This is a genomic window from Sphingomonas sp. P3_C5 (genome assembly GCF_056402635.1).
This window is the reverse complement of the sequence record NZ_JBFUHA010000001.1, coordinates 364,360-383,248: the sequence shown is the minus strand read 5'-3', so window position 1 is coordinate 383,248 and position 18,889 is coordinate 364,360. Positions and strand designations below refer to the sequence as shown.

Annotated in this window: 22 protein-coding genes; 13 read left to right on the top strand and 9 right to left on the bottom strand. The window is 65.2% G+C overall.

The annotated features are described in order from the left end of the window. Window positions 1-111: 111 nt before the first annotated feature. Window positions 112-936 carry a cold-shock protein gene (locus AC1DVS_RS01720; RefSeq protein ID WP_478019702.1) on the top strand — a complete coding sequence of 275 codons (825 nt, stop codon included), beginning with the start codon at window positions 112-114 and terminating at the stop codon, window positions 934-936. Between the two features lie 124 nt (window positions 937-1,060). Then, on the top strand, window positions 1,061-1,582 hold the full coding sequence (locus AC1DVS_RS01715) for a thioredoxin family protein (protein ID WP_478019700.1): 522 nt from the start codon (window positions 1,061-1,063) through the stop codon (window positions 1,580-1,582). Window positions 1,583-1,584: 2 nt separating this feature from the next. Here AC1DVS_RS01715 and AC1DVS_RS01710 read toward each other — a convergent pair whose 3' ends face one another. The 3 genes from AC1DVS_RS01710 to AC1DVS_RS01700 form a co-directional block, all read right to left on the bottom strand. After that, window positions 1,585-2,445 (bottom strand): ion channel, encoded by an 861-nt coding sequence (locus AC1DVS_RS01710; RefSeq protein WP_478019698.1) that lies wholly within the window; start codon window positions 2,443-2,445, stop codon window positions 1,585-1,587. 31 nt (window positions 2,446-2,476) lie between these two features. After that, the gene (locus tag AC1DVS_RS01705) at window positions 2,477-3,310 is read right to left on the bottom strand and encodes an EamA family transporter (protein WP_478019696.1); all 834 of its coding nucleotides are present in this window, start codon (window positions 3,308-3,310) and stop codon (window positions 2,477-2,479) included. A gap of 108 nt (window positions 3,311-3,418) precedes the next feature. Next, window positions 3,419-5,014 (bottom strand): cisplatin damage response ATP-dependent DNA ligase, encoded by a 1,596-nt coding sequence (locus AC1DVS_RS01700; protein ID WP_478019694.1) that lies wholly within the window; start codon window positions 5,012-5,014, stop codon window positions 3,419-3,421. Window positions 5,015-5,025: 11 nt separating this feature from the next. Between AC1DVS_RS01700 and AC1DVS_RS01695 the strand changes: the two genes are divergently transcribed. Further along, window positions 5,026-5,976: a metallophosphoesterase gene (locus tag AC1DVS_RS01695; protein WP_478019692.1), complete on the top strand. Its 951-nt coding sequence runs from the start codon at window positions 5,026-5,028 to the stop codon at window positions 5,974-5,976. Here AC1DVS_RS01695 and AC1DVS_RS01690 read toward each other — a convergent pair. The 4 genes from AC1DVS_RS01690 to AC1DVS_RS01675 form a co-directional block, all read right to left on the bottom strand. Beyond that, on the bottom strand, window positions 5,957-6,142 hold the full coding sequence (locus AC1DVS_RS01690) for a DUF1328 family protein (protein ID WP_478019690.1): 186 nt from the start codon (window positions 6,140-6,142) through the stop codon (window positions 5,957-5,959). The genes AC1DVS_RS01695 and AC1DVS_RS01690 overlap by 20 nt on opposite strands. Before the next feature lie 59 nt (window positions 6,143-6,201). After that, window positions 6,202-6,699 carry a Dps family protein gene (locus tag AC1DVS_RS01685; protein WP_478019688.1) on the bottom strand — a complete coding sequence of 166 codons (498 nt, stop codon included), beginning with the start codon at window positions 6,697-6,699 and terminating at the stop codon, window positions 6,202-6,204. Window positions 6,700-6,798: 99 nt separating this feature from the next. Next, window positions 6,799-7,353, bottom strand: a complete 555-nt coding sequence (locus AC1DVS_RS01680; RefSeq protein WP_478019686.1) for a TMEM165/GDT1 family protein — start codon at window positions 7,351-7,353, stop codon at window positions 6,799-6,801. Between the two features lie 19 nt (window positions 7,354-7,372). Beyond that, window positions 7,373-7,693: a hypothetical protein gene (locus AC1DVS_RS01675; protein WP_478019684.1), complete on the bottom strand. Its 321-nt coding sequence runs from the start codon at window positions 7,691-7,693 to the stop codon at window positions 7,373-7,375. A 161-nt stretch (window positions 7,694-7,854) separates the two neighbouring features. Between AC1DVS_RS01675 and rpmG the strand changes: the two genes are divergently transcribed. Further along, window positions 7,855-8,022, top strand: a complete 168-nt coding sequence (gene rpmG, locus AC1DVS_RS01670; protein WP_034157855.1) for a 50S ribosomal protein L33 — start codon at window positions 7,855-7,857, stop codon at window positions 8,020-8,022. 90 nt (window positions 8,023-8,112) lie between these two features. Here the strand turns inward: rpmG and AC1DVS_RS01665 are convergent, their stop codons facing one another. Next, window positions 8,113-8,475: a response regulator gene (locus AC1DVS_RS01665; RefSeq protein WP_478019682.1), complete on the bottom strand. Its 363-nt coding sequence runs from the start codon at window positions 8,473-8,475 to the stop codon at window positions 8,113-8,115. A 39-nt stretch (window positions 8,476-8,514) separates the two neighbouring features. Here AC1DVS_RS01665 and AC1DVS_RS01660 point away from each other — a divergent pair, with 39 nt between their 5' ends. The 3 genes from AC1DVS_RS01660 (at window position 8,515) to AC1DVS_RS01650 (ending at window position 9,977) form a co-directional block, all read left to right on the top strand. Then, the gene (locus AC1DVS_RS01660) at window positions 8,515-8,787 is read left to right on the top strand and encodes a DUF3572 family protein (protein ID WP_478019680.1); all 273 of its coding nucleotides are present in this window, start codon (window positions 8,515-8,517) and stop codon (window positions 8,785-8,787) included. Continuing rightward, the gene (locus AC1DVS_RS01655) at window positions 8,784-9,407 is read left to right on the top strand and encodes an HAD family hydrolase (protein ID WP_478019678.1); all 624 of its coding nucleotides are present in this window, start codon (window positions 8,784-8,786) and stop codon (window positions 9,405-9,407) included. The genes AC1DVS_RS01660 and AC1DVS_RS01655 overlap by 4 nt, the downstream gene beginning before the upstream one ends. 102 nt (window positions 9,408-9,509) lie before the next feature. Further along, window positions 9,510-9,977 (top strand): RidA family protein, encoded by a 468-nt coding sequence (locus AC1DVS_RS01650; protein ID WP_478019677.1) that lies wholly within the window; start codon window positions 9,510-9,512, stop codon window positions 9,975-9,977. A gap of 38 nt (window positions 9,978-10,015) precedes the next feature. Here AC1DVS_RS01650 and AC1DVS_RS01645 read toward each other — a convergent pair whose 3' ends face one another. Then, the gene (locus tag AC1DVS_RS01645; protein WP_478019675.1) at window positions 10,016-10,783 is read right to left on the bottom strand and encodes a TIGR00266 family protein; all 768 of its coding nucleotides are present in this window, start codon (window positions 10,781-10,783) and stop codon (window positions 10,016-10,018) included. A gap of 303 nt (window positions 10,784-11,086) precedes the next feature. Between AC1DVS_RS01645 and kdpF the strand changes: the two genes are divergently transcribed. From kdpF to AC1DVS_RS01615, 6 genes are read left to right on the top strand one after another with little or no spacing between them, the layout of a single operon-like run. After that, window positions 11,087-11,176 carry a K(+)-transporting ATPase subunit F gene (gene kdpF / locus AC1DVS_RS01640; protein ID WP_343892962.1) on the top strand — a complete coding sequence of 30 codons (90 nt, stop codon included), beginning with the start codon at window positions 11,087-11,089 and terminating at the stop codon, window positions 11,174-11,176. Between the two features lie 13 nt (window positions 11,177-11,189). Further along, complete coding sequence (kdpA, locus tag AC1DVS_RS01635; protein ID WP_478019673.1) at window positions 11,190-12,893, top strand: potassium-transporting ATPase subunit KdpA; 1,704 nt, start codon at window positions 11,190-11,192, stop codon at window positions 12,891-12,893. A gap of 14 nt (window positions 12,894-12,907) precedes the next feature. Continuing rightward, on the top strand, window positions 12,908-14,938 hold the full coding sequence (kdpB, locus tag AC1DVS_RS01630; RefSeq protein ID WP_478019671.1) for a potassium-transporting ATPase subunit KdpB: 2,031 nt from the start codon (window positions 12,908-12,910) through the stop codon (window positions 14,936-14,938). Window positions 14,939-14,949: 11 nt separating this feature from the next. Beyond that, entirely contained in the window at window positions 14,950-15,540 is a 591-nt protein-coding gene (gene kdpC / locus AC1DVS_RS01625; RefSeq protein WP_478019669.1) for a potassium-transporting ATPase subunit KdpC, read from the top strand. Further along, complete coding sequence (locus AC1DVS_RS01620; RefSeq protein WP_478019667.1) at window positions 15,537-18,191, top strand: DUF4118 domain-containing protein; 2,655 nt, start codon at window positions 15,537-15,539, stop codon at window positions 18,189-18,191. Before kdpC ends, AC1DVS_RS01620 begins: the two co-directional genes overlap by 4 nt. Next, window positions 18,188-18,883, top strand: a complete 696-nt coding sequence (locus tag AC1DVS_RS01615; RefSeq protein ID WP_478019665.1) for a response regulator — start codon at window positions 18,188-18,190, stop codon at window positions 18,881-18,883. Before AC1DVS_RS01620 ends, AC1DVS_RS01615 begins: the two co-directional genes overlap by 4 nt. The last annotated feature ends 6 nt before the right edge of the window (window positions 18,884-18,889 follow it).

Genomic DNA, 18,889 nt, shown 5'->3' with positions numbered 1-18,889 from the left:
GCTACACCGACTCGGTGACGCGATTGGTTTGGCGTTCGAACACCCGCGCTTTTCGTCCAGCGCGGGGGTGTTGATATGGCGATTTGGACGAGCCGGGAAGACGAACAGGGCATGAGTTTCGATAAAGGACGCCGCGGGGATCGCGGCGGGCGCGGGCGCGACAAGCGTGACGGTTTCGGCGGTGAAGGCGGATTCGACAGCGGCTTTGGCGGTGGTGACCGCTTTGGTGGCGGTGGTGATCGCTTCGGTGGCGGTGGCGACCGATTCGGCGGCGGCGGCGGTGGCGGTGATCGCTTCGGCGGTGGCGGCGGCGGTGGTGGCTTCCGCAGCGGCGGCGGTGGCGGCTTCGGCGGTGGTGCCGGTGGCGGCGGCGGTCGCGGCATGCCGCCCCAGGTCGTCGGCGAAGGCACTGGCGTCGTAAAATTCTTCAACGGCCAGAAGGGCTTCGGCTTCGTCGTTCGCGATGATGGCGGCGAGGATGTGTTCGTGCACATCTCAGCGGTCGAGCAGGCAGGCCTGACCGGTCTGGCCGAGGGTCAGCCGCTCGGCTTCACCCTGGTCGATCGTGGTGGCCGCATCTCGGCGACCGATCTCAAGATCGAGGGCGAGCCTCTCCCCGTCACTGACCGCGGCCCGCCGCGTGATCGTGATGCGGGTCCGGGCGGTCCGCGCGGTGGTGCTGGTGGCGCCGGTGGTGCCGGCCCGCAGCGTCAGCTGACTGGCGAGAAGGCGACCGGCACGGTCAAGTTCTTCAACGCGATGAAGGGCTTCGGCTTCATTCAGCGCGATGATGGCCAGCCCGATGCCTTTGTCCATATCTCGGCCGTCGAGCGCGGCGGGATGACCAGCCTCAACGAGGGCGACCGGCTCGAGTTCGAGCTCGAGGTCGATCGGCGCGGCAAATATGCAGCGGTGAACCTCACCTCGATCGCGTAAGGCTTCGGCCTCAGTGATGGGAAATCGAAAACCCGGTGTGCTTTACGGCACGCCGGGTTTTTCTTTGCTGACATGCTCGCGTGGTTAATCCATACTATGTTAGTATGATTTAGGAGTACCGCTCATGCGCATTGCATTCCCCCCGCTTCTGTCCCTCGCCCTGCTGTCCCTCGCGCTGACCGCGCCGGTCGCTGCCGCAGACGCCCCGCACATTCCGATCGCGAGCTTCGAGCAGCTCGCAAAGCCCCTCCCGCTTCCCTATGATGAACAGGCGAATGCGAGCGCAGTCGTCGCCGCCGCCAAGGCCCGTGCCAGGGCGCGCCACAAGCTGCTGCTGATCGATCTCGGCGGAAACTGGTGCCTCGATTGCCGGCTGCTTGCCGGCACGATGGACCTGCCCGAGCTCCGCAAGTTCGTAGCCGCCAAATATGAGGTCGCCGTCGTCAATGTCGGTCGGTTCGACAAGAATCTCGATATTCCAGCGCATTATGGCATCAAGGACCGACTCGAGGGCGTGCCGGCGGTGCTGATCGTCGATCCGCGCACTGATCGCTTGGTCAATGCCGGCCACATTACCGCGCTCGCCGACGCCCGCAGCATGAGCCCCCAAGCGCTCGCCGACTGGCTCGCCAGCTGGACGAAATAGCGTCAGGTCTCGATCGGCACCACGTCGTGGAGCAGTGTCATGTCGAACCGGATCATGCCATTCTCGGAAGAGATCACGTCGACGAATTCGTGATCGATCAGAATATTCTCCCGCGTGTAGCGCGCTCCGCCCTGCGAGGGGCTGGCGAGTAAGGTGTCAAGGCCGCCGATCGTCACTGTCAGAAGGAATGGGTCTGGCCCCGCCAGCGCCTCGAGCACCGGGCTGTCGTCTTCTATCAGATGCACCAGGGTCCAGGAGAGGCCGAGCAACGGGTTCACGTTGCGGATCAGCGGCAGCGTCGTCAGACTGCTGAAGGTGCGGCCGTCAGGCATATGCACCCGGTGCAGATAGGACATCTGCGCCGCGGCATCGGCAAGCGGGTGGGACCGGGTGGAGCCGACCCGCACCATCAACGCCTTTTTGCCCGCATAGCGGCCGATCACCGCAACGTTGCTGAATTCAAGGCTCTGCCGCGGCCGGGCGAAGCGCGCGAAGATCAGCCCGGTGATCGTCGCTGAAAAGAACAGCCCGGTCAGGATCTCGATCGAGGCGATGCTGTGGCCGAACCGGTTCGCCGGCGCCATCACGCCATATCCGACCGTGCCCAGCGTATCGACCGAGAAGAAGAAGCCATCGATGACCGACCCCGGCTCGGCGTTGGCGACCGTGCCCGGCAGGGCTGCGTAGATCAGCCCGAACATCAGGTTGATCGCGATGAAGATCCCCGAGGTCAGCGCGGCAAAGGCCGGCCAGCTCATCTCCATCACCCAATAATAGATATCGGCGCGGGGTGAGGGCGCGCCGATCTTGATCGCGGGAGAGCCGGTGAAGTTAACGACCTGGCGACGCGGTTTTCTGGCCATGGCGCAAGCGTCGTTCAGGATCGAAGTGAGGTCAACCGGCCAGAATCAGGGCCGCCCCGGCCAATATACCGAACACGCCCGCTATCCGCCCCACCGTCGCGCGTTCCTTCAGGAACAGGATCGAGATGATGAGCGCCGTCACCATGCCCGTTTCGCGCAACGCTGCGAGCGGCGCTGTCGGCCCGAGTGAAAAGGCGGTCAGCGCCATCCCATAGGTCAGGATCGAGAGCATGCCGGCAATCACGCCCGGTCGCCACTGCGCCCGCGCCGCCACAAACATCGCGCCGCGCGAGAGAGCGCCGAACATAAGCACCACGACTGCGCCCATCGTCACGAACAGCCAGACGATATAGGCATTGGCGCTCGGTGCGGCGCGCACCCCGATCGCGTCGACCACGGTATAGGCGGCGATGCACATGCCTGTCGCCAGCGACCAGCCAAGCGCTGCCCGGCCGATATGGCGGCCGGCGATCATCACGAACATGGCAGCCCCGATCAGCGCGATCCCGGCAATCTGGCTGGTCGTTGCACTTTCGCGCAGGAACCCAAGGGTCACCAGAGCCGTAATCAGCGGCGCTGTGCCGCGCAGCACCGGATAGGCGGCGGAGAGGTCGGCGATCCGATAGGCGCGGATCAGCGCATAGAGATAGAAACCATGGATGACGGCGCTCGCCACCAGCCAGACCCACGCGCCATGCGGCAGCGGCACCAGCAGCGTGAAGGGCAGCAGGATGATGGCGCTGGTGCCGTCGGTCACCGCGCGCCCGGCGGCCTTGTCGCGCCCGCCCTTCACGATCGCATTGACGATCGCGTGGATCGATCCCGAGGCGATCATGAGCAGGGCAGCCAGGGTGAAAACGGGCATCGCAATGGCCATGGCGGGTGGCTTTCAGCGACGCAAGGTCAGCTCGTTACGGTACCGAAACAAGCTAGGGAAGCGCGTGCCTATACAGTCTACCGAAATTATCCAACATCAGGTGATGAGCCGCTTCAATCCAGCAATCGTATCGGCCTCAGCCGCAGGTTTGTCGGTGCGGATCCGGGCGATTCGGGGGAAGCGCATCGCGACGCCCGATTTGTGGCGCTTCGAGGCATGGATCGAATCGAACGCGATCTCGAGCACCAAAGTCTTCTCGACCTCCCGCACCGGGCCGAACCGGTTGAGCGTGCTCCCGCGGACGAAGCGGTCGAGGAATTTCAGCTCCTCGTCAGTGATCCCCGAATAAGCCTTGCCGACCGGCAGTAGCTCGCCATCCTCAGTCCAGCATCCGAACGTATAGTCGGAATAAAAGGACGAACGCCGTCCATTGCCGCGTTGCGCATACATCATCACACAGTCAGCGGTCAGCGGATCGCGCTTCCATTTATACCAGAGTCCGACGCGGCGTCCCGTCACATAGGGCGAATCGCGGCGCTTGAGCATCACGCCTTCGATCGCCGCGTCACGCGCGCCGGCGCGGATGCCCTCGAGCTGAGTGAAGTCGGCCGCGTCGATCACCTGGCTGACATCGAAGCGCTCGGCATCGAGCCGCGTGGCGAATGCCTCGAGCCGCGGCCGCCGTGCCGACCAGGGGAGCTCGCGCAGATCCTCAGGTCCATCGAACAGGACGTCATACAGCCGGACGAAAGCCGGATAGTCCGCGAGCATCTTCGCGGAGACGATCTTGCGCCCAAGCCGTTGCTGAAGCGCATTGAAGCTCGCGGCTCCTCCGCCTTCCTCGAGCGCGCCGCCCTGGAATTCGCCCTTCACCATCAGCTCACCATCGAGCACACCAGGCGTGGAGAAGGCGCGCGCAACTTCGGGGAAACTGCCGGTGATATCGTCGCCGGCACGGCTGTAGAGCCGGGTCTCGCCACCGACATGGACGAGCTGGACGCGGATCCCGTCCCATTTCCACTCCGCCGCATAGTCGTCGAGGCTGACGCGCAGATCCTCGAGCGGATGCGCCAGCATGAAGGGCCGGAACACCGGCACGTCGGCGGCGGTCGGCTGGCTCCCGCGCCCCTCTGCCCAGGCGAACAGGCTCGCATAAGGCGGCGCGATGCCATGCCACACTTCCTCCACCGCCTCGACATCGAGCGCGAAGGCTTGCGCCAGAGCTGTCTTGGCCAGCCGCGCCGACACGCCGATGCGCAGCGCTCCCGTCGCCATCTTGAGCAACGCGAATCGCTCGTCAGCGTCGAGCCGGTCGAGCATCCCCGCCAGCGCAGCCGGCGCGTCGGAGCGTGAAAGGGTGGCGAGCCGATCGACCACCTGCGCGACGGTCAGCGGGTCGGCTTCCTCCGGCGGCGTCCTCGGTGTCGGCCACAGCAAGGCCACTGTCTCCGCGCTGTCGCCGACATAGTCGCGGCTCATATGGAACAGCACCGGATCGACCCGCTCTTCGATCAGCGCGCGGATCATCGCCGGTTTGACGGCGGGCAGATCGAGATTGCCGGTGAGCGCGGCCATCGCCCAGCCGCGATCGGGGTCGGGCGTGGCTGTCAGATAGTCGGCAATCAGCTTCAGCTTCGCATTGCGCGAGCGCGTGTAGATCAGCCGATCGAGTAGGTCAGCAAAGTCCCGCATCGTCCCTCAACATGGCCGCGGCGCCGCGGTTCCGCCAGAGCGATCCTGCTGGCGTTCGGCAGCGCCGCGGCTATGCTTCGCCGATGCGCCGATTGCTCAAGGTCCTGCTCGTGCTCGGCGCTATCGCCGCCGTCCTGTGGATGTGGGGCCTCCACAATGCCCGGGCGGACCCGATCGTCCGCAAGACGCGGATCACCTTGCCGGATTGGCCGCGCGGCGCGGCACCGATCCGCGTTGCGCTGATCAGCGATATCCATATCGGCAATGCTTCGATGGATGGTGCCCGCCTGTCGCGAATCGTTGCGCAGATCAACGCGCTCAAGCCCGATATCGTCATGATCGCGGGGGATTTCGTTTATGGGCATGATCCCGTCGCGGCGCGTGACTATGCCCAGCAACTGGTCGCGCCCCTTTCCGGGCTTCGCGCGCCGCTGGGTGTGGTGGCGACGTTCGGCAATCATGACGAATGGACAAGCCCGACGGCGATCGAAGCTGCGCTGACGCGCGCTCACATCACGGTGCTTCACAATCAGGCAATCGAGAGAGGCCCACTCGCCATCGCCGGAATAGGCGATGCGTTCAGCGGCCATGCCGATCCGTTCGCGACGGGGGTGGCGCTGAGGCAATTGCCCGGCGCACGCATCGCGCTTTCGCATTCGCCCGATGTCGCGCCGCATCTGCCGTCCGGCATCGGCCTGTTCCTCGCCGGCCACACCCATTGTGGTCAGGCCGTGCTGCCGTTCATCGGTGTGGTGGTGCGCCCGGTTTCGACGAGCCGCTATACCTGTGGCATCGTCCAGGACGGCACGCGGACGACGATCGTCACTGGCGGACTGGGAACGAGCGGCGTGCCGTTACGTTACGGCGCGCCGCCCGATCTGTGGCTGGTCATGCTTGGCCCAAAAGCGACCTCGACCAGGGTCCAGCTCGCGTTGAAGCCCGTCAGCGGGCCGCGTTACTGATGCCCTTGCCGGCCATCAGGCCGAGCACGAGGAAGATCACGAACAACGCGATCGCGACGAAGAACAGCAATTTGGCGATACCGATAAAGGCGCCGCCAATGCCGCCAAAGCCGAGCAGTGCGAGTACCAGCCCGACGACGAGAAAAGTGATTGCCCAGCGAATCATGGTCATTCTCCAATAGTCATGGGCGTAAAACGAAATGCCGGGCCAGCTTGTTCCGGCGCTCAGGACTGGCGGCTCGCCTCGAAGAGGAACCAGGCGCGGCGTTCGGCCTGATCGGTCCAGTCGTCGATCATCGCGCTGGTGGCATTGTCCCTGGCGGTATCGGCAATGTCCTTGGCGTCGCGCAGCGCCTCGACCAGCTTGAGATTGTCGTCGCGCAGCTCGCTCAGCATATCCGCGGCCGCGACGAAATCGCTGTCATTGTCCCTGATCGACTGATGCCGCGCAATGTCACCGATCGAACGCAAGGTCGTGTTGCCGGTCTTGCGGACGCGCTCGGCGATATCGTCGGTCACGGCGAAAATCTCGGCCGCCTGCTCGTCGAGCATCAGATGATAATCGCGGAAATGCGGGCCCGAGACGTGCCAGTGGAAATTCTTCGTCTTGATATAGAGCGCGAAGCTATCGGCGAGCAGCCCGTTCAGCGCCTGCGCAACCGTCTTCGCGGCATTGGTCTTGAGGTCAGTCGGTGTTTTCAGCGCGGCGGCGGTTTCGGCCATTGGTCAGACTTCCTTGATGGGGTTCGTTGCGACAACGAATCCATAGGCCGGAAGCTCCCGCGGCGTTGCCGATTAATGCCGATCAGTGCGATCGACGCGCTAGATCAGGCGAAGCGCCGACAAGCCGATCACCGCGCCGGTGATGACGAACACCGCGCCGATCGCGATCCGAACCGGTGTGAGCGGCAATGCCTTGCGGGCATTCTCCCCGGCGAGGATCGCGGGCACATTGACGACCAGAGCGCCAAGCGTCGCGCCGACCGCAGCGAGCGCCGGTGTCGGGCTGCGCGCGGCCAGTGTCGCCGTGATGAACTGGGTACGATCGCCGAGCCCGAGAATCGCGACGCCCAACAGGCTGGTCATGAAGGCACCGATCCGCCAGCCGGAAAGCCGATCCGGCGCCTTGATCGCAACCAGTGCCGATCCGCCGGCCGAGACAAGCGCGAGCGCCAGCAACAGGTTCTGCGCATTGGGGGTGATTCGTGGGCCGATGATGGCGCCCCCGATCGCGCCGATCGCGTTGATGACGGCCAGGGAGATCGCCGTACCCGCGATCACCGCCCCGGGTTTTGCGAATCGGGTCGAAAGGATCGCGGCCAGCCACGGGGTGCGGTCGGTCGCCTGGGCGAGAATCGCCGCGACGAAGGCCGCCATCAGCGCGTCCATGCAGCCGTCAGGCCGAGAAGCGGACTGAACCTGCGGCGACAAAGGTCTCGCACGCTGCGCGATCATGGCGATCACAGCCGATCGCGTCGCGGAGGATCGAGAGCCAGCCCTGGATCAGCGCCCCCCGCTCACCCTGCGCCAGCGCCGATTCGAGCGCCCGGCTAACCGCAACTGCGGGATGGAGGCCATGGCGATGGGCGATCTGCCGAATCGCGCCGATTTCGATCGCGATCTCGCTGTGCCGCCGCGCCGAAAATGCGCTGATCACGCCGACTCGTGCTGCCAGCTCCGATTGGATCGACCCGATTACCACATCTGCCTGTGCCATGTCCGTTCCCCCACCTCTGACAGAAGGTGCGCCCGCCAAGGTTAACGCAGCCTAAACAGCCATCGCGCTTGACATATGGGGTCGCTTCCGCCATCGGGCGGCGCTTGAGAGCGGCGGCATGTTCGCCGCTTTTGCTTTTCCAGCAAACAGGATTTCAGGTCATGGCAAAGCCGACCACCGTCAAGATCAAGCTTCTCAGCTCGGCCGATACCGGTTTCTTCTACGTCACCAAGAAGAATCCCCGGACCAAGACCGAGAAGCTCAGCTTCAAGAAGTATGATCCCGTCGTGCGCAAGCATGTCGAGTTCAAGGAAACCAAGATCAAGTGACCGAGCGGGCGGCGTGAGTCGCCGATCGGTCATCCCGGCGTAGGCCGGGATCCGGAGCCGCAGGCGCAAGCCTCGCGGCTCTTTCCGTGTTTACAGCAACCCGGCCACCGCATCGACGAACCGCGTCAGCGCGATCGGCTTGGAGACATAGGCGTCGGCGCCCGCCGCGCGGATCCGCTCTTCATCCTCACGTCCGGCATAGGCTGTCACCGCCATGATTGGTATCGCCTGGAGCGTGGGATCGGCCTTGAGCTGCTCGATCAGTTCGAACCCGCTCACATGTGGCAGCTGGATATCCATCACGATCAGGTCGGGCATGAACTCGCGAGCGCGCTCGACTGCCTCGCGGCCATCGCGCACCCCCTCCGCCGCATATTCATGCGCCCGGAGCAGATCGCAGAAAAGTTTGAGGTTGAGTTCGTTATCCTCGACAACGAGCACCTTCTTTGCCACGCGCACCCAATCCCTTCGGTCCAGGTCCGTTGATAGGCAATGCGCGCGCGAGAAACAAATCAGGATGCCGGGGCGCTTGCCCTCAAAGCGCTGACATGGACGCTGGCCGAGCCGGGCCGCGCGAGCCGGCTGCTCGATGTCACCGGGCTGACCCCGGCTGACCTCCGTGCGCGTGCGGCTGATCCGGTCGTCCTGTCCGCCGCGCTCGGCTTTCTCGAAGCCTATGAGCCCGATCTCATCGCCTGCGCCGCCGATCTGGAGGTGAAGCCCGAAGCCCTGGTCGCCGCGCGGCACACCCTGGAGTCCGAATGAAACCCCTGCTGATCTGCGATTGCGATGAGGTTCTGCTCCATATGGTGCGCCATTTCGGCGTCTGGCTGGGCGAGACGCATGATATCGACTTCTCTCCCGATGGCGGCGATTTCGCTGCAAGCATGAAGCGCCGTGACGGCACGCCCGCGCCGAGCCGCGAAGAGATGTGGGGCATGCTCGATCAGTTCTTCCCCGCAGAAATGGAGCGCCAGACCCTGGTGCCGCATGCCCGCGAGGCGCTGGCGAACCTCGCCGAGACCGCCGATATCGTCATCCTCACCAATCTCGGCGACCATGTGCGCCAGGCGCGGATCGAGCAGCTCGCGCGGTTCGGCATCGATCACCGGGTCGAAACCAACCAGGGCGGCAAAGGCGATCCGGTATCGCGGCTCGTCGCCGAGCATGGTGATCCCGTCACTGTGTTCGTCGACGATCTCGCCGTGCATCACGATTCGGTCGCGCGCCACGCGCCACAGGTCCACCGGCTGCACATGGTCTCCGAGCCCGCGATGGCCCCCAGCGTACCGCCGGCGCCCGCCGCCCATGCGCGGATCGATGACTGGCGCGAGGCTGAACGCTGGATCGCCGAGCGCTTCGCGGCCGGGCTGCCGGCGAAATAGAATGCGCGTGACCTTGTCGAAGGGCCGGCTTTTCTGCATCTGGTGACGAAGACCAGTGCCTCTTGGCGGGGCCCGGCACGAATGGAAGAAAGGGCGTACCTCATGGCTGACCGCATTGACAGCAAGCTTGCGGAGCTTGGCCTGAGCCTTCCCGCCCCCGCAGCACCGGTCGCATCCTATCTGCCGGCCGTCGAAGCAGGGGGCCTGCTTCACGTGTCGGGTCAGCTGCCCTTCAAGGACGGCGCGGTCATGACCGGCCGTCTCGGTGCAGATGCGAATCTCGCTTACGGGCAGGAAGCAGCTCTACGCTGCGCGCTGATGCTCGTCGCACAGATCAAGGCGGCGCTCGGCGGCCTGCACCGGGTCGAGCGGATCGTGAAGCTCGGCGTCTTCGTCAATTCTGCACCCGGTTTCACGGACCAGCCCAAGGTCGCGAACGGCGCGTCGGATCTGATGTTCGCGCTGTTCGGCGATGCCGGTCGCCACGCCCGCAGCGCCGTCGGCGTGTCGGCATTGCCGCTCGGCGCCGCGGTCGAGATCGACGCGATCGTCCAGACCATCAGCCACTGAGTCTGCCCGGGGCGATCATTCGCCCGCTCCCAAGGCGGCTACTCGTTGCCGAGCATGCCGCCGAGCAGTCCGCCCAGCACGGCGCCCGCCGCGCCGCCGCCGACCATTGAGCCGACATTGCTGCTTCTGTCCTCGCTCGAGGGCATATGCCGCGCGATCTCTTCAGCGAGGTTCAGGATCGGCATCGACTGAAGCCAGATCTTGCCGGGTCCGGTCAGCGTCGCGAGGAACAGGCCTTCGCCGCCGAACAGGATATTCCTGAAACCGCGGATCATGTGGATGTCAGTGCTGACGCTCGGCTCCTGCATGCCGATATGCCCGGCATGGACACGCAGGCGCTCGCCCGGACCAAGCGTCTTTTCGATGACTTCGCCCGACAGATCGAGAAACACAGTGCCCGGCCCGGTGACGCGCTGCAGGATGAAGCCCTCGCCGGCGAACAGCCCGGCGCCGAGCCGCTGCTGCATCGCGATTTCGAGGGTGACCGATTTCTCCGCGCACAGAAACGTCTCCTTGCGGCAAATCAGCGACTGACCGGATGCGAGCTCCACCGGCACGATCTGCCCCGGAAAGCGCGGCGCGAACGCGACATGCCCGGCCTGCTCGGCGCTGTAATCGGTGATGAACAGGCCGCCCCCGCTCATCGCCCGCGTCAGCCCGGCGAACAGCCCGCCGCCGGTATGCGTGTCCATGGTGATGCCGTCGCTCATCCACGCCATCGCATGGGTCTGGGCATAGATCGTTTCGCCGCGGGTAAGATCGATCGACACCGTCTGCATCACAGTTCCCGAGATATCGTAGCGCATCGTCTTCCTTCCGTCGCGATCGTCTGACCGATTCAATTCTAACGACACTTTGGGCGACACGCGATGGAGCACGCGCCAAATCGCCGAATCCTTACGCAAAACATATGCAATTGCCCGGCTTCCGGTCTCGAATGCGTATGGCGCGGCGCCTTAATAGCGAGCGTCCGGCCCCGGCTCATCGCCGCGCGGCGCTTCCGATGGGAACCTATCATGCAGGATTTTCTCTGGCTGCTGGTCGCGGTCGGGCTGCTCGCGGCGACGCTCGCTTATGTCCGCCTCTGCGATAATGCGTGAGGGGCGGGCATGACACTCGACCTCTGGCTCGCCGCGATCACCGCGATCGGCCTCCTCTTCTATCTCGTCGCGGTCCTGCTGCGGCCCGAAAAATTCTGACGGGAGCATCGTCATGACACTCCAGGGATGGCTGTTGATCGCCACCTTCATCGGCGTTCTTCTCGCACTCACCAAGCCGATGGGTACCTGGCTCTTTGCGCTCTATGAGGGGCGGCGAACCCCGCTCCATAGGCTGCTCGGCCCGGTCGAACGCGGCTTCTACCGGCTCTCGGGGGTCGATCCGAACGCCGAGCAGAGCTGGCGGCGCTACGCGGTGCACATGCTGATGTTCAACGTCGTGCTGTTGATCTTCACCTATACTCTTCTGCGGCTGCAGGCGCATCTGCCGCTCAATCCGCTGAGCCTGCCCGCAGTGCCCGCGCATCTCGCGATGAACACGGCGGTGAGCTTCACCACCAACACCAACTGGCAGAGCTATGCGGGCGAATCGACCATGTCGAACCTCAGCCAGATGCTCGCGCTGACGATCCACAATTTCATGTCGGCCGCGACGGGCATTGCGCTCGCCTTCGCATTCTTCCGCGGTTTCGCGCGGCGCCAGTCAGCGACGATCGGCAATTTCTGGGCTGATTGCACCCGCATCACGCTGTATCTGCTGCTGCCGATCTGTGTCGTCTACGCGCTGTTCCTGATCGCCAGCGGCGTGCCGCAGACACTCGCCGGCTCAGTCAATGTGACCACACTCGAGGGTATCAAGCAGACGCTCGCGCTCGGGCCGGTCGCCTCCCAAGAAGCGATCAAGATGCTCGGCACCAATGGCGGCGGCTTCTTCAACGCCAACAGCGCACACCCGTTCGAGAACCCGAGCGCGCTGACCAACATGGTGCAGATGCTGTCGATCTTCCTGATCGGCTTCGGCCTGACCTGGACCTTTGGCAAGGCGGTCGGCGACACGCGGCAGGGCTGGGCGATCCTCAGCGCGATGGTCATCATGGTCCTTGCCGGCATCCTGGTCTGCTATGCGCAGGAAGCAGCGGGCAATCCCATACTCCACCGGCTCGGCGTCGCCGGCGCGAACATGGAGGGCAAGGAGGTCCGCTTCGGTGCCGCAGCCTCGTCGCTGTTCGCAGTCGTCACCACCGATGCCTCATGCGGGGCGGTCAATGCGATGCACGACAGCTTCACCGCGCTGGGCGGTCTCGTGCCCCTGTTCAACATCCAGCTCGGGGAGGTCGTGGTCGGCGGCGTCGGCGCCGGCGTTTACGGCTTCCTGCTCTTCGCCATCCTAGCTGTGTTCGTCGCCGGGCTGATGGTCGGGCGGACGCCTGAGTATGTCGGCAAGAAGATCGAAGCCCGCGAGGTCAAGCTCGCCGTGCTCGCCATCGCAGTGCTGCCGCTGATCATCCTGGGCTTCACCGCGATCAGCTCGGTGCTGCAGGAGGGACTGGCCGGCCCGCTCAACAAGGGGCCGCACGGCTTTTCGGAGATCCTCTACGCCTTCACCAGCGCGGTCGGGAACAACGGCTCGGCCTTTGCCGGCCTCACCGCCGCCACGCCCTATTATGACGGCATGCTGGCGGTCGCGATGTGGATCGGGCGCTTCTTCATCATCGTGCCGATGCTGGCGATCGCCGGCGGCCTGGCGGCGAAGAAATACACCCCGCCCTCGGCTGGCTCCTTCCCGACCACCGGACCGCTCTGGATCGGCCTGCTCGTCGGCATCGTGCTGATCATGGGCGGTCTCACCTTCCTGCCGAGCCTCGCGCTCGGCCCGATCGCCGATCATCTCCGGATGATCAGCGGCCATCTGTCTTAAGGAGCGCCCGAGGCATGGCTCGCGCCGAAACCAAGTCGTTGTTCACCGCGGAACTGATCGCGCCCGCAATCCGCGACGCCTTTATCAAGCTCGATCCGCGCCAGCTGGTCCGCAACCCGGTGATGTTCACCACCGCCTGTGTCGCGCTGCTGCTCACCATCCTGCTCGTCATCGGGCATGACAGCCTGGCGACCACCTTCAAGGCACAGCTCGTCGTCTGGCTGTGGCTGACCGTGCTGTTTGGCACCTTTGCCGAAGCCTTGGCCGAGGGCAGGGGCAAGGCGCAGGCCGCTTCGCTCCGCGCCACCAAGGCCGATCTCACCGCCAAACGTGTGTCCGGTTCCGGCATCGAGGCGATTGCGGCCAGCGCACTCCGCGTCGGCGATGTCGTGCTGGTCGAGACGGGCGATCTGATCCCGTCCGATGGTGAGGTTATCGAGGGCGTCGCCTCAGTCAACGAGGCGGCGATCACCGGCGAAAGCGCGCCGGTCATCCGCGAGGCGGGCGGTGATCGTTCCGCCGTCACCGCGGGCACCCGGGTGATCTCGGACCAGATCAAGGTCCGGGTCACCGTCAATCCCGGACAAGGTTTTCTCGATCGCATGATCGCGCTGGTCGAAGGCGCCGAGCGGCAAAAGACGCCGAATGAAATCGCGCTGACCATATTGCTTGTCGGCCTCACAATTATCTTCCTGATCGCGGTCGGTACGATCCCCGGCTTTGCCAGCTATGCCGGCGGCAGCGTGCCGGTCGCGATGCTCGCCGCCCTGCTGATCACCTTGATCCCGACGACGATCGCGGCGCTCCTGTCAGCGATCGGCATTGCCGGGATGGATCGGCTGGTGCGCTTCAACGTGCTCGCCAAATCGGGCCGTGCGGTCGAGGCAGCAGGCGATATCGATACCCTGCTGCTCGACAAGACCGGCACGATCACGATCGGCGACCGCCAGGCGACTGAGTTCCGCCCGGTCGGCGGAGTCCAGGTCAGCGAACTCGCCGAGGCTGCGTTGCTGGCCAGCCTTGCCGATGAGACGCCTGAAGGCCGCTCGATCGTCACGCTTGCCCGCGAGCGCTTCAACGTCGCGGCGACGGCGCTGCCCAGCGACGCGACCATTATCCCGTTTACTGCGCAAACCCGTATCTCGGGCGTCCAGATGTGCGGGTCGCTGATCCAGAAGGGCGCGGTCGATTCAGTGCTCAAGGCCAATCCGGATGCCGGCAGCGCCCCCGCCGCAACCGAACTCCGCCGCATCACCGATGAGATTGGCCGGGCAGGCGGTACCCCGCTTGCCGTTGCCAGGGACGGACGGTTGCTCGGCGCAATCTATCTCAAGGATATCGTCAAGGCCGGGATCAAGGAGCGCTTCGGCGAGCTCCGCCGCATGGGCATCCGCACGGTGATGATCACCGGCGACAACCCGCTCACCGCGGCGGCGATCGCGGCCGAAGCGGGTGTCGACGATTTCCTCGCCCAGGCGACGCCTGAGGACAAGCTCGCGCTGATCCGTTCGGAGCAACAGGACGGCAAGCTCGTCGCAATGTGCGGCGACGGCACCAACGACGCGCCGGCCCTTGCCCAGTCCGATGTCGGTGTGGCGATGAACACTGGCACCCAGGCAGCGCGCGAGGCGGGCAACATGGTCGATCTCGATAGCGATCCGACCAAACTGATCGAGATCGTAGGCCTCGGCAAACAGCTGCTGATGACGCGGGGCGCGCTTACCACTTTCTCGGTCGCGAACGATGTCGCCAAATATTTCGCGATCATCCCGGCGATGTTCATCATCCTCTATCCTGGGCTCGCGGTGCTGAACATCATGGGGCTGGCGACGCCGCAATCTGCGATCCTGTCCGCGATCATCTTCAACGCGCTGATCATCCCGTGCCTCGTGCCGCTTGCGCTCAAGGGCGTGACATACCGGCCGATCGGGGCGGGGCCGCTGCTGCGCCGCAACCTGACCATCTACGGGCTCGGCGGCCTTCTCGCGCCGTTCATCGGCATCAAGCTTATCGACCTGGCCGTCAGCGGCCTCGGCATCGCCTGAGGAACTTCATCATGGGCAATGATTTCACCACCTCCCTGCGCCCCGCGATCGTCATGACGATCCTGTTCGCGCTCCTGCTCGGCCTCGCCTATCCGCTGGCGCTCACCGGAATCGGCCAGGCTGTCTTCCCCTCGGCCGCCAATGGCAGCCTGGTCCGCGACGGCGACAGGGTCGTCGGCTCGACCGTCATCGGCCAGCCGTTCACCAGCGACCGCTATTTCAATTCGCGGCCGTCCGGAGCGGGCAAGGGGTATGACGGGCTGGCATCTTCCGGCTCCAATCTCGGCCCGGCCAGCCAGGCGCTCAGCGATCGTGTAAAGGGCGATGTCGCCAGGGTGCGGGCTCAGGGCATCGCGGGGCCGCTGCCGGCGGATCTGGTCACGGCCTCGGGCTCGGGCCTCGATCCGGACCTGTCGCCGGCATCGGCGCTGGCTCAGGTGCCCCGCGTCGCCAAGGCACGGCATGTGCCCGAAGCGCGGGTCCGCGCCCTTGTCGAGAAGGCGATCGACCGGCCGCTCCTGCCCTTCCTCGGCGACGAGCATGTGAATCTCTTTCTCCTTAATCGACAGCTCGACAGACTCGGCGCTACACCGGCGCCGTGAGCGTCGAGGAGGAACAGCGGCCCGATCCCGAGGCCCTTCTGCGCGCCGCCGCGCAGGAGGGCCGCGGCCGTCTGAAGGTCTTCCTCGGTGCGGCGCCTGGCGTCGGCAAGACCTATGAGATGCTCTCCGAAGGTGCCGGCCGTGCCCGTGCGGGTGTCGATGTCGTGGTCGGCGTGGTCGAAACCCATGGCCGCGCGGAAACCGAAGCGATGACGCGCGGGCTCCAGATCATGCCGCGCCGCGAGATCGAGTATGAAGGCCGTACGCTCACCGAGATGGACCTTGACGGTCTGATCGAGCGCCGGCCCCAGCTCGTTCTGGTCGACGAGCTCGCCCACACCAACGCCCCTGGCAGCCGGCACCCGAAGCGTTATCAGGATGTCGAGGAACTGCTCGCCGCCGGGATCGACGTCTTCTCGACGATCAACGTCCAGCATATCGAGAGCCTGAACGACGTGGTCGCCTCCTTCACCCGGGTCCGGGTGCGCGAGACGGTGCCTGATCGGGTGCTCGAAACCGCTGAGATCGAGGTGGTGGATATCCCGCCGGATGAGCTGATCGAGCGGCTCAAGGAGGGCAAGGTCTATATCCCGCATGAGGCGACGCGGGCGCTCAATCATTTCTTCTCCAAATCGAACCTCTCCGCGCTCCGCGAACTGGCGCTCCGTCGCGCCGCCCAGGCAGTCGATGCACAGATGCTCGATTATGTCCGCGGCCACGCGCTGGCGGGCAATTGGGCGGGGAGCGAGCGGATCGTCGTCGCGGTCAGCGAATTGCCCGGCGCTGATGTGCTGGTCCGCGCCGCCAAGCGGATCGCGGATTCGCTCCGCGCGCCCTGGACCGCCGTTCATGTCGAGACGCCGCGCTACGCCGATTTCGGTCAGGAGGAACATCGCCGCCTCGCCGCGACGATGAATCTCGCAAGCCAGCTCGGCGCGCAGGTCGTGTCGCTGTCCGCGCCGAACGTGCTGCAGGGCCTGATCAGCGTCGTCACCGATGCCCGGGCGACTCAATTGGTCATCGGCAAATCGAATCGGTCGCGCTGGTTCGAATTGCGCCATGGTTCAGTGGTCGATCGCGTGGTGCGGGCGACACCCGGCGTCGCGGTGCATGTGCTACCGATGGAAGGCGCTGCGCCTCCTCCCCGGATCGGCAAGCCGTTCCGCCTGGAGCGCGCCTATGGCTGGACGATGCTGATGATCGCGGCCGTCACCGCCATCGGCCTTGCGCTGTCGCAAATCCTCCAGGTCGGCAACGTCGCCCTGCTCTATCTGGTGCCGGTGCTGGTCGCCGCGAGCATGTTCGGGCGCTGGCCGGGCATCACGGCCGGTCTTGTCTCGTCGCTCGCCTATAATTTCTTCTTTCTGCCGCCGACCTATACGCTCAGCATCAGCAACCCCGAGAATGTCGTCACCTTGCTGGTGTTGCTGACGGTCGCGCTCGTCACCAGCCATTTCGCCGCGCGGGCGCGGGTCCAGGCCGATATCGCCGCGTCGAGCGCGCGGCAGAATGCAGCGATCGCCGGCTTCTCGCGGCAATTGACCGCGACGGGCAATGACGAGGAGCTGATGCAGGCGATCTGCGCCGAGGTCGCGCGATTGTTCGACGTGCGGACGGCCCTGCTGATGACGTCCCCCAACGGCCCCACAGTGCGTGCCGCCTATCCGCCCGAAAACCAGCTCGGCACGATCGATCTTGCCGCCGCCAATTGGGCGTTGGAGACAGGCGTATCGGCCGGTCGCGGATCGGACACGCTGACCTCGTCCGACTGGCTGTTCACCCCGCTCAGGACCGCGAACCGAACGCTCGGCGTGATCGGGCTGGCGCGCGACAATGGCGAGCCGCTTCGTTCGGACAAGCTGCCCTTGTTCATGAGCCTGATCGACCAGGCGTCGCTGGTGCTCGAGCGGCTCCAACTCGAAGGGCAGATGCGCGACGTGGCTGAGCTTCGCGAGCGCGATCGGTTGCGCGCGGCATTGCTCTCCTCGGTCAGCCATGATCTGCGCACGCCAATCACCTCGATCCTGTCGGCGGTGCCGGGGCTACGGCGTAAGCCGACGCCGGCGCTGATCGACGCAGTCGAAAGCGAGGCGATGCGGCTCAACCGCTTCGTCGCCAACCTGCTCGACATGGCGCGGGTTGAGGCCGGCGCGCTCAGGCTGGGCGTGGAGGCGACCGACCTGACCGATGCAATCGCCGCCGCCGTTCATGATACCCGGCTGACGCTCGAAGGGCGTGAGATCAAACTGGACGTGTCGCCGGGTCTGCCGCTGGTCCGGGTCGATCCGCAGCTCTTCCATCACTGCCTGATCAACTTGCTCGACAATGCCGGCCGCTATGGCGATCCCGGCACCGCGATCACGATTGAGGGGCGCCGCTTACCCGATTCACTGACTCTGTCGATCATCGATGAAGGCCCGGGTCTGCCTGCAGGTCGTGAGCACGAGGTGTTCGAGACCTTCCGCCGGCTCGAGGGATCGGACCGGGCCAAGGGCGGGACCGGCCTTGGCCTCGCCATTGTGAAAGGCTTTGCCGAGGCAATGGGCTTGTCGGTTACTGCGGCGAACCGCGAAAATCCACGCGGCGCCTGTTTCAGCCTGATTTTTCCGGAAGCCCTGCTCGTCCGCGACTCAGGCGAGGATATTTCATGAGCAACCGACCCAGCATATTGGTCGTCGACGACGAGCCCCAGATCCGCCGCCTGTTGCGCGGTACGCTGGAACGCGCGGGCTATGACGTGGCTGAAGCTGGCAGTGCACGTGAGGCGCTGGCCGCAGTCGCCGGCACGGACCCGGCGGCGATCCTGCTCGATCTCGGCCTGCCGGATCGTGACGGCATGGAGCTGGTGCCCATCATCGGCAAACAGTCGCGCGCCGCGATCCTGATCGTTTCCGCCCGCGATGCGACTGACGAGAAAGTCACCGCGCTCGATCTCGGCGCGACCGACTATCTCACCAAGCCGTTCGATACCGAGGAACTGCTCGCCCGGGTCCGCGCCGCGATCCGCAACCGGATCACCGCCGCGGGGGGGCGAACCTCTGTCGTCGCCGGCGGCGTCACGATCGACCTGCTCAATCACCGGATCGATCGGTCCGGCGAGGAAATCCACCTGACGCCCAAGGAATTCGGTATCGTTGCCGAGCTGGCCCGCTTTCCCGGCCGGGTGATCACCCACCAGCATTTGCTGAGCTCGGTTTGGGCGAATGATTATGAGCGCCACATCGAATATCTCCGCGTCGTCATCCGCAACATACGGCACAAGCTGGAGGCCGATCCCGCGCGCCCGCGCATCATCGTCAACGAACTTGGCGTGGGCTATCGTTTGATGGGGGACGAAGGCTGAAAACGG

Coding starts and splice junctions, on each gene's coding strand:
- AC1DVS_RS01715 (WP_478019700.1), top strand. CDS start 1,061: ATGCGCATTGCATTCCCCCCGCTTCTGTCCCTCGCCCTGCTGTCCCTC.
- AC1DVS_RS01710 (WP_478019698.1), bottom strand. CDS start 2,445: ATGGCCAGAAAACCGCGTCGCCAGGTCGTTAACTTCACCGGCTCTCCC.
- kdpF (WP_343892962.1), top strand. CDS start 11,087: ATGACACTCGACCTCTGGCTCGCCGCGATCACCGCGATCGGCCTCCTC.
- AC1DVS_RS01685 (WP_478019688.1), bottom strand. CDS start 6,699: ATGGCCGAAACCGCCGCCGCGCTGAAAACACCGACTGACCTCAAGACC.
- AC1DVS_RS01615 (WP_478019665.1), top strand. CDS start 18,188: ATGAGCAACCGACCCAGCATATTGGTCGTCGACGACGAGCCCCAGATC.
- AC1DVS_RS01650 (WP_478019677.1), top strand. CDS start 9,510: ATGGCTGACCGCATTGACAGCAAGCTTGCGGAGCTTGGCCTGAGCCTT.
- AC1DVS_RS01690 (WP_478019690.1), bottom strand. CDS start 6,142: ATGATTCGCTGGGCAATCACTTTTCTCGTCGTCGGGCTGGTACTCGCA.
- AC1DVS_RS01680 (WP_478019686.1), bottom strand. CDS start 7,353: ATGGCGGCCTTCGTCGCGGCGATTCTCGCCCAGGCGACCGACCGCACC.
- AC1DVS_RS01720 (WP_478019702.1), top strand. CDS start 112: ATGAGTTTCGATAAAGGACGCCGCGGGGATCGCGGCGGGCGCGGGCGC.
- AC1DVS_RS01655 (WP_478019678.1), top strand. CDS start 8,784: ATGAAACCCCTGCTGATCTGCGATTGCGATGAGGTTCTGCTCCATATG.
- AC1DVS_RS01675 (WP_478019684.1), bottom strand. CDS start 7,693: ATGGCACAGGCAGATGTGGTAATCGGGTCGATCCAATCGGAGCTGGCA.
- AC1DVS_RS01660 (WP_478019680.1), top strand. CDS start 8,515: ATGCGCGCGCGAGAAACAAATCAGGATGCCGGGGCGCTTGCCCTCAAA.
- AC1DVS_RS01700 (WP_478019694.1), bottom strand. CDS start 5,014: ATGCGGGACTTTGCTGACCTACTCGATCGGCTGATCTACACGCGCTCG.
- AC1DVS_RS01705 (WP_478019696.1), bottom strand. CDS start 3,310: ATGCCCGTTTTCACCCTGGCTGCCCTGCTCATGATCGCCTCGGGATCG.
- kdpC (WP_478019669.1), top strand. CDS start 14,950: ATGGGCAATGATTTCACCACCTCCCTGCGCCCCGCGATCGTCATGACG.
- kdpB (WP_478019671.1), top strand. CDS start 12,908: ATGGCTCGCGCCGAAACCAAGTCGTTGTTCACCGCGGAACTGATCGCG.
- AC1DVS_RS01645 (WP_478019675.1), bottom strand. CDS start 10,783: ATGCGCTACGATATCTCGGGAACTGTGATGCAGACGGTGTCGATCGAT.
- AC1DVS_RS01695 (WP_478019692.1), top strand. CDS start 5,026: ATGGCCGCGGCGCCGCGGTTCCGCCAGAGCGATCCTGCTGGCGTTCGG.
- rpmG (WP_034157855.1), top strand. CDS start 7,855: ATGGCAAAGCCGACCACCGTCAAGATCAAGCTTCTCAGCTCGGCCGAT.
- kdpA (WP_478019673.1), top strand. CDS start 11,190: ATGACACTCCAGGGATGGCTGTTGATCGCCACCTTCATCGGCGTTCTT.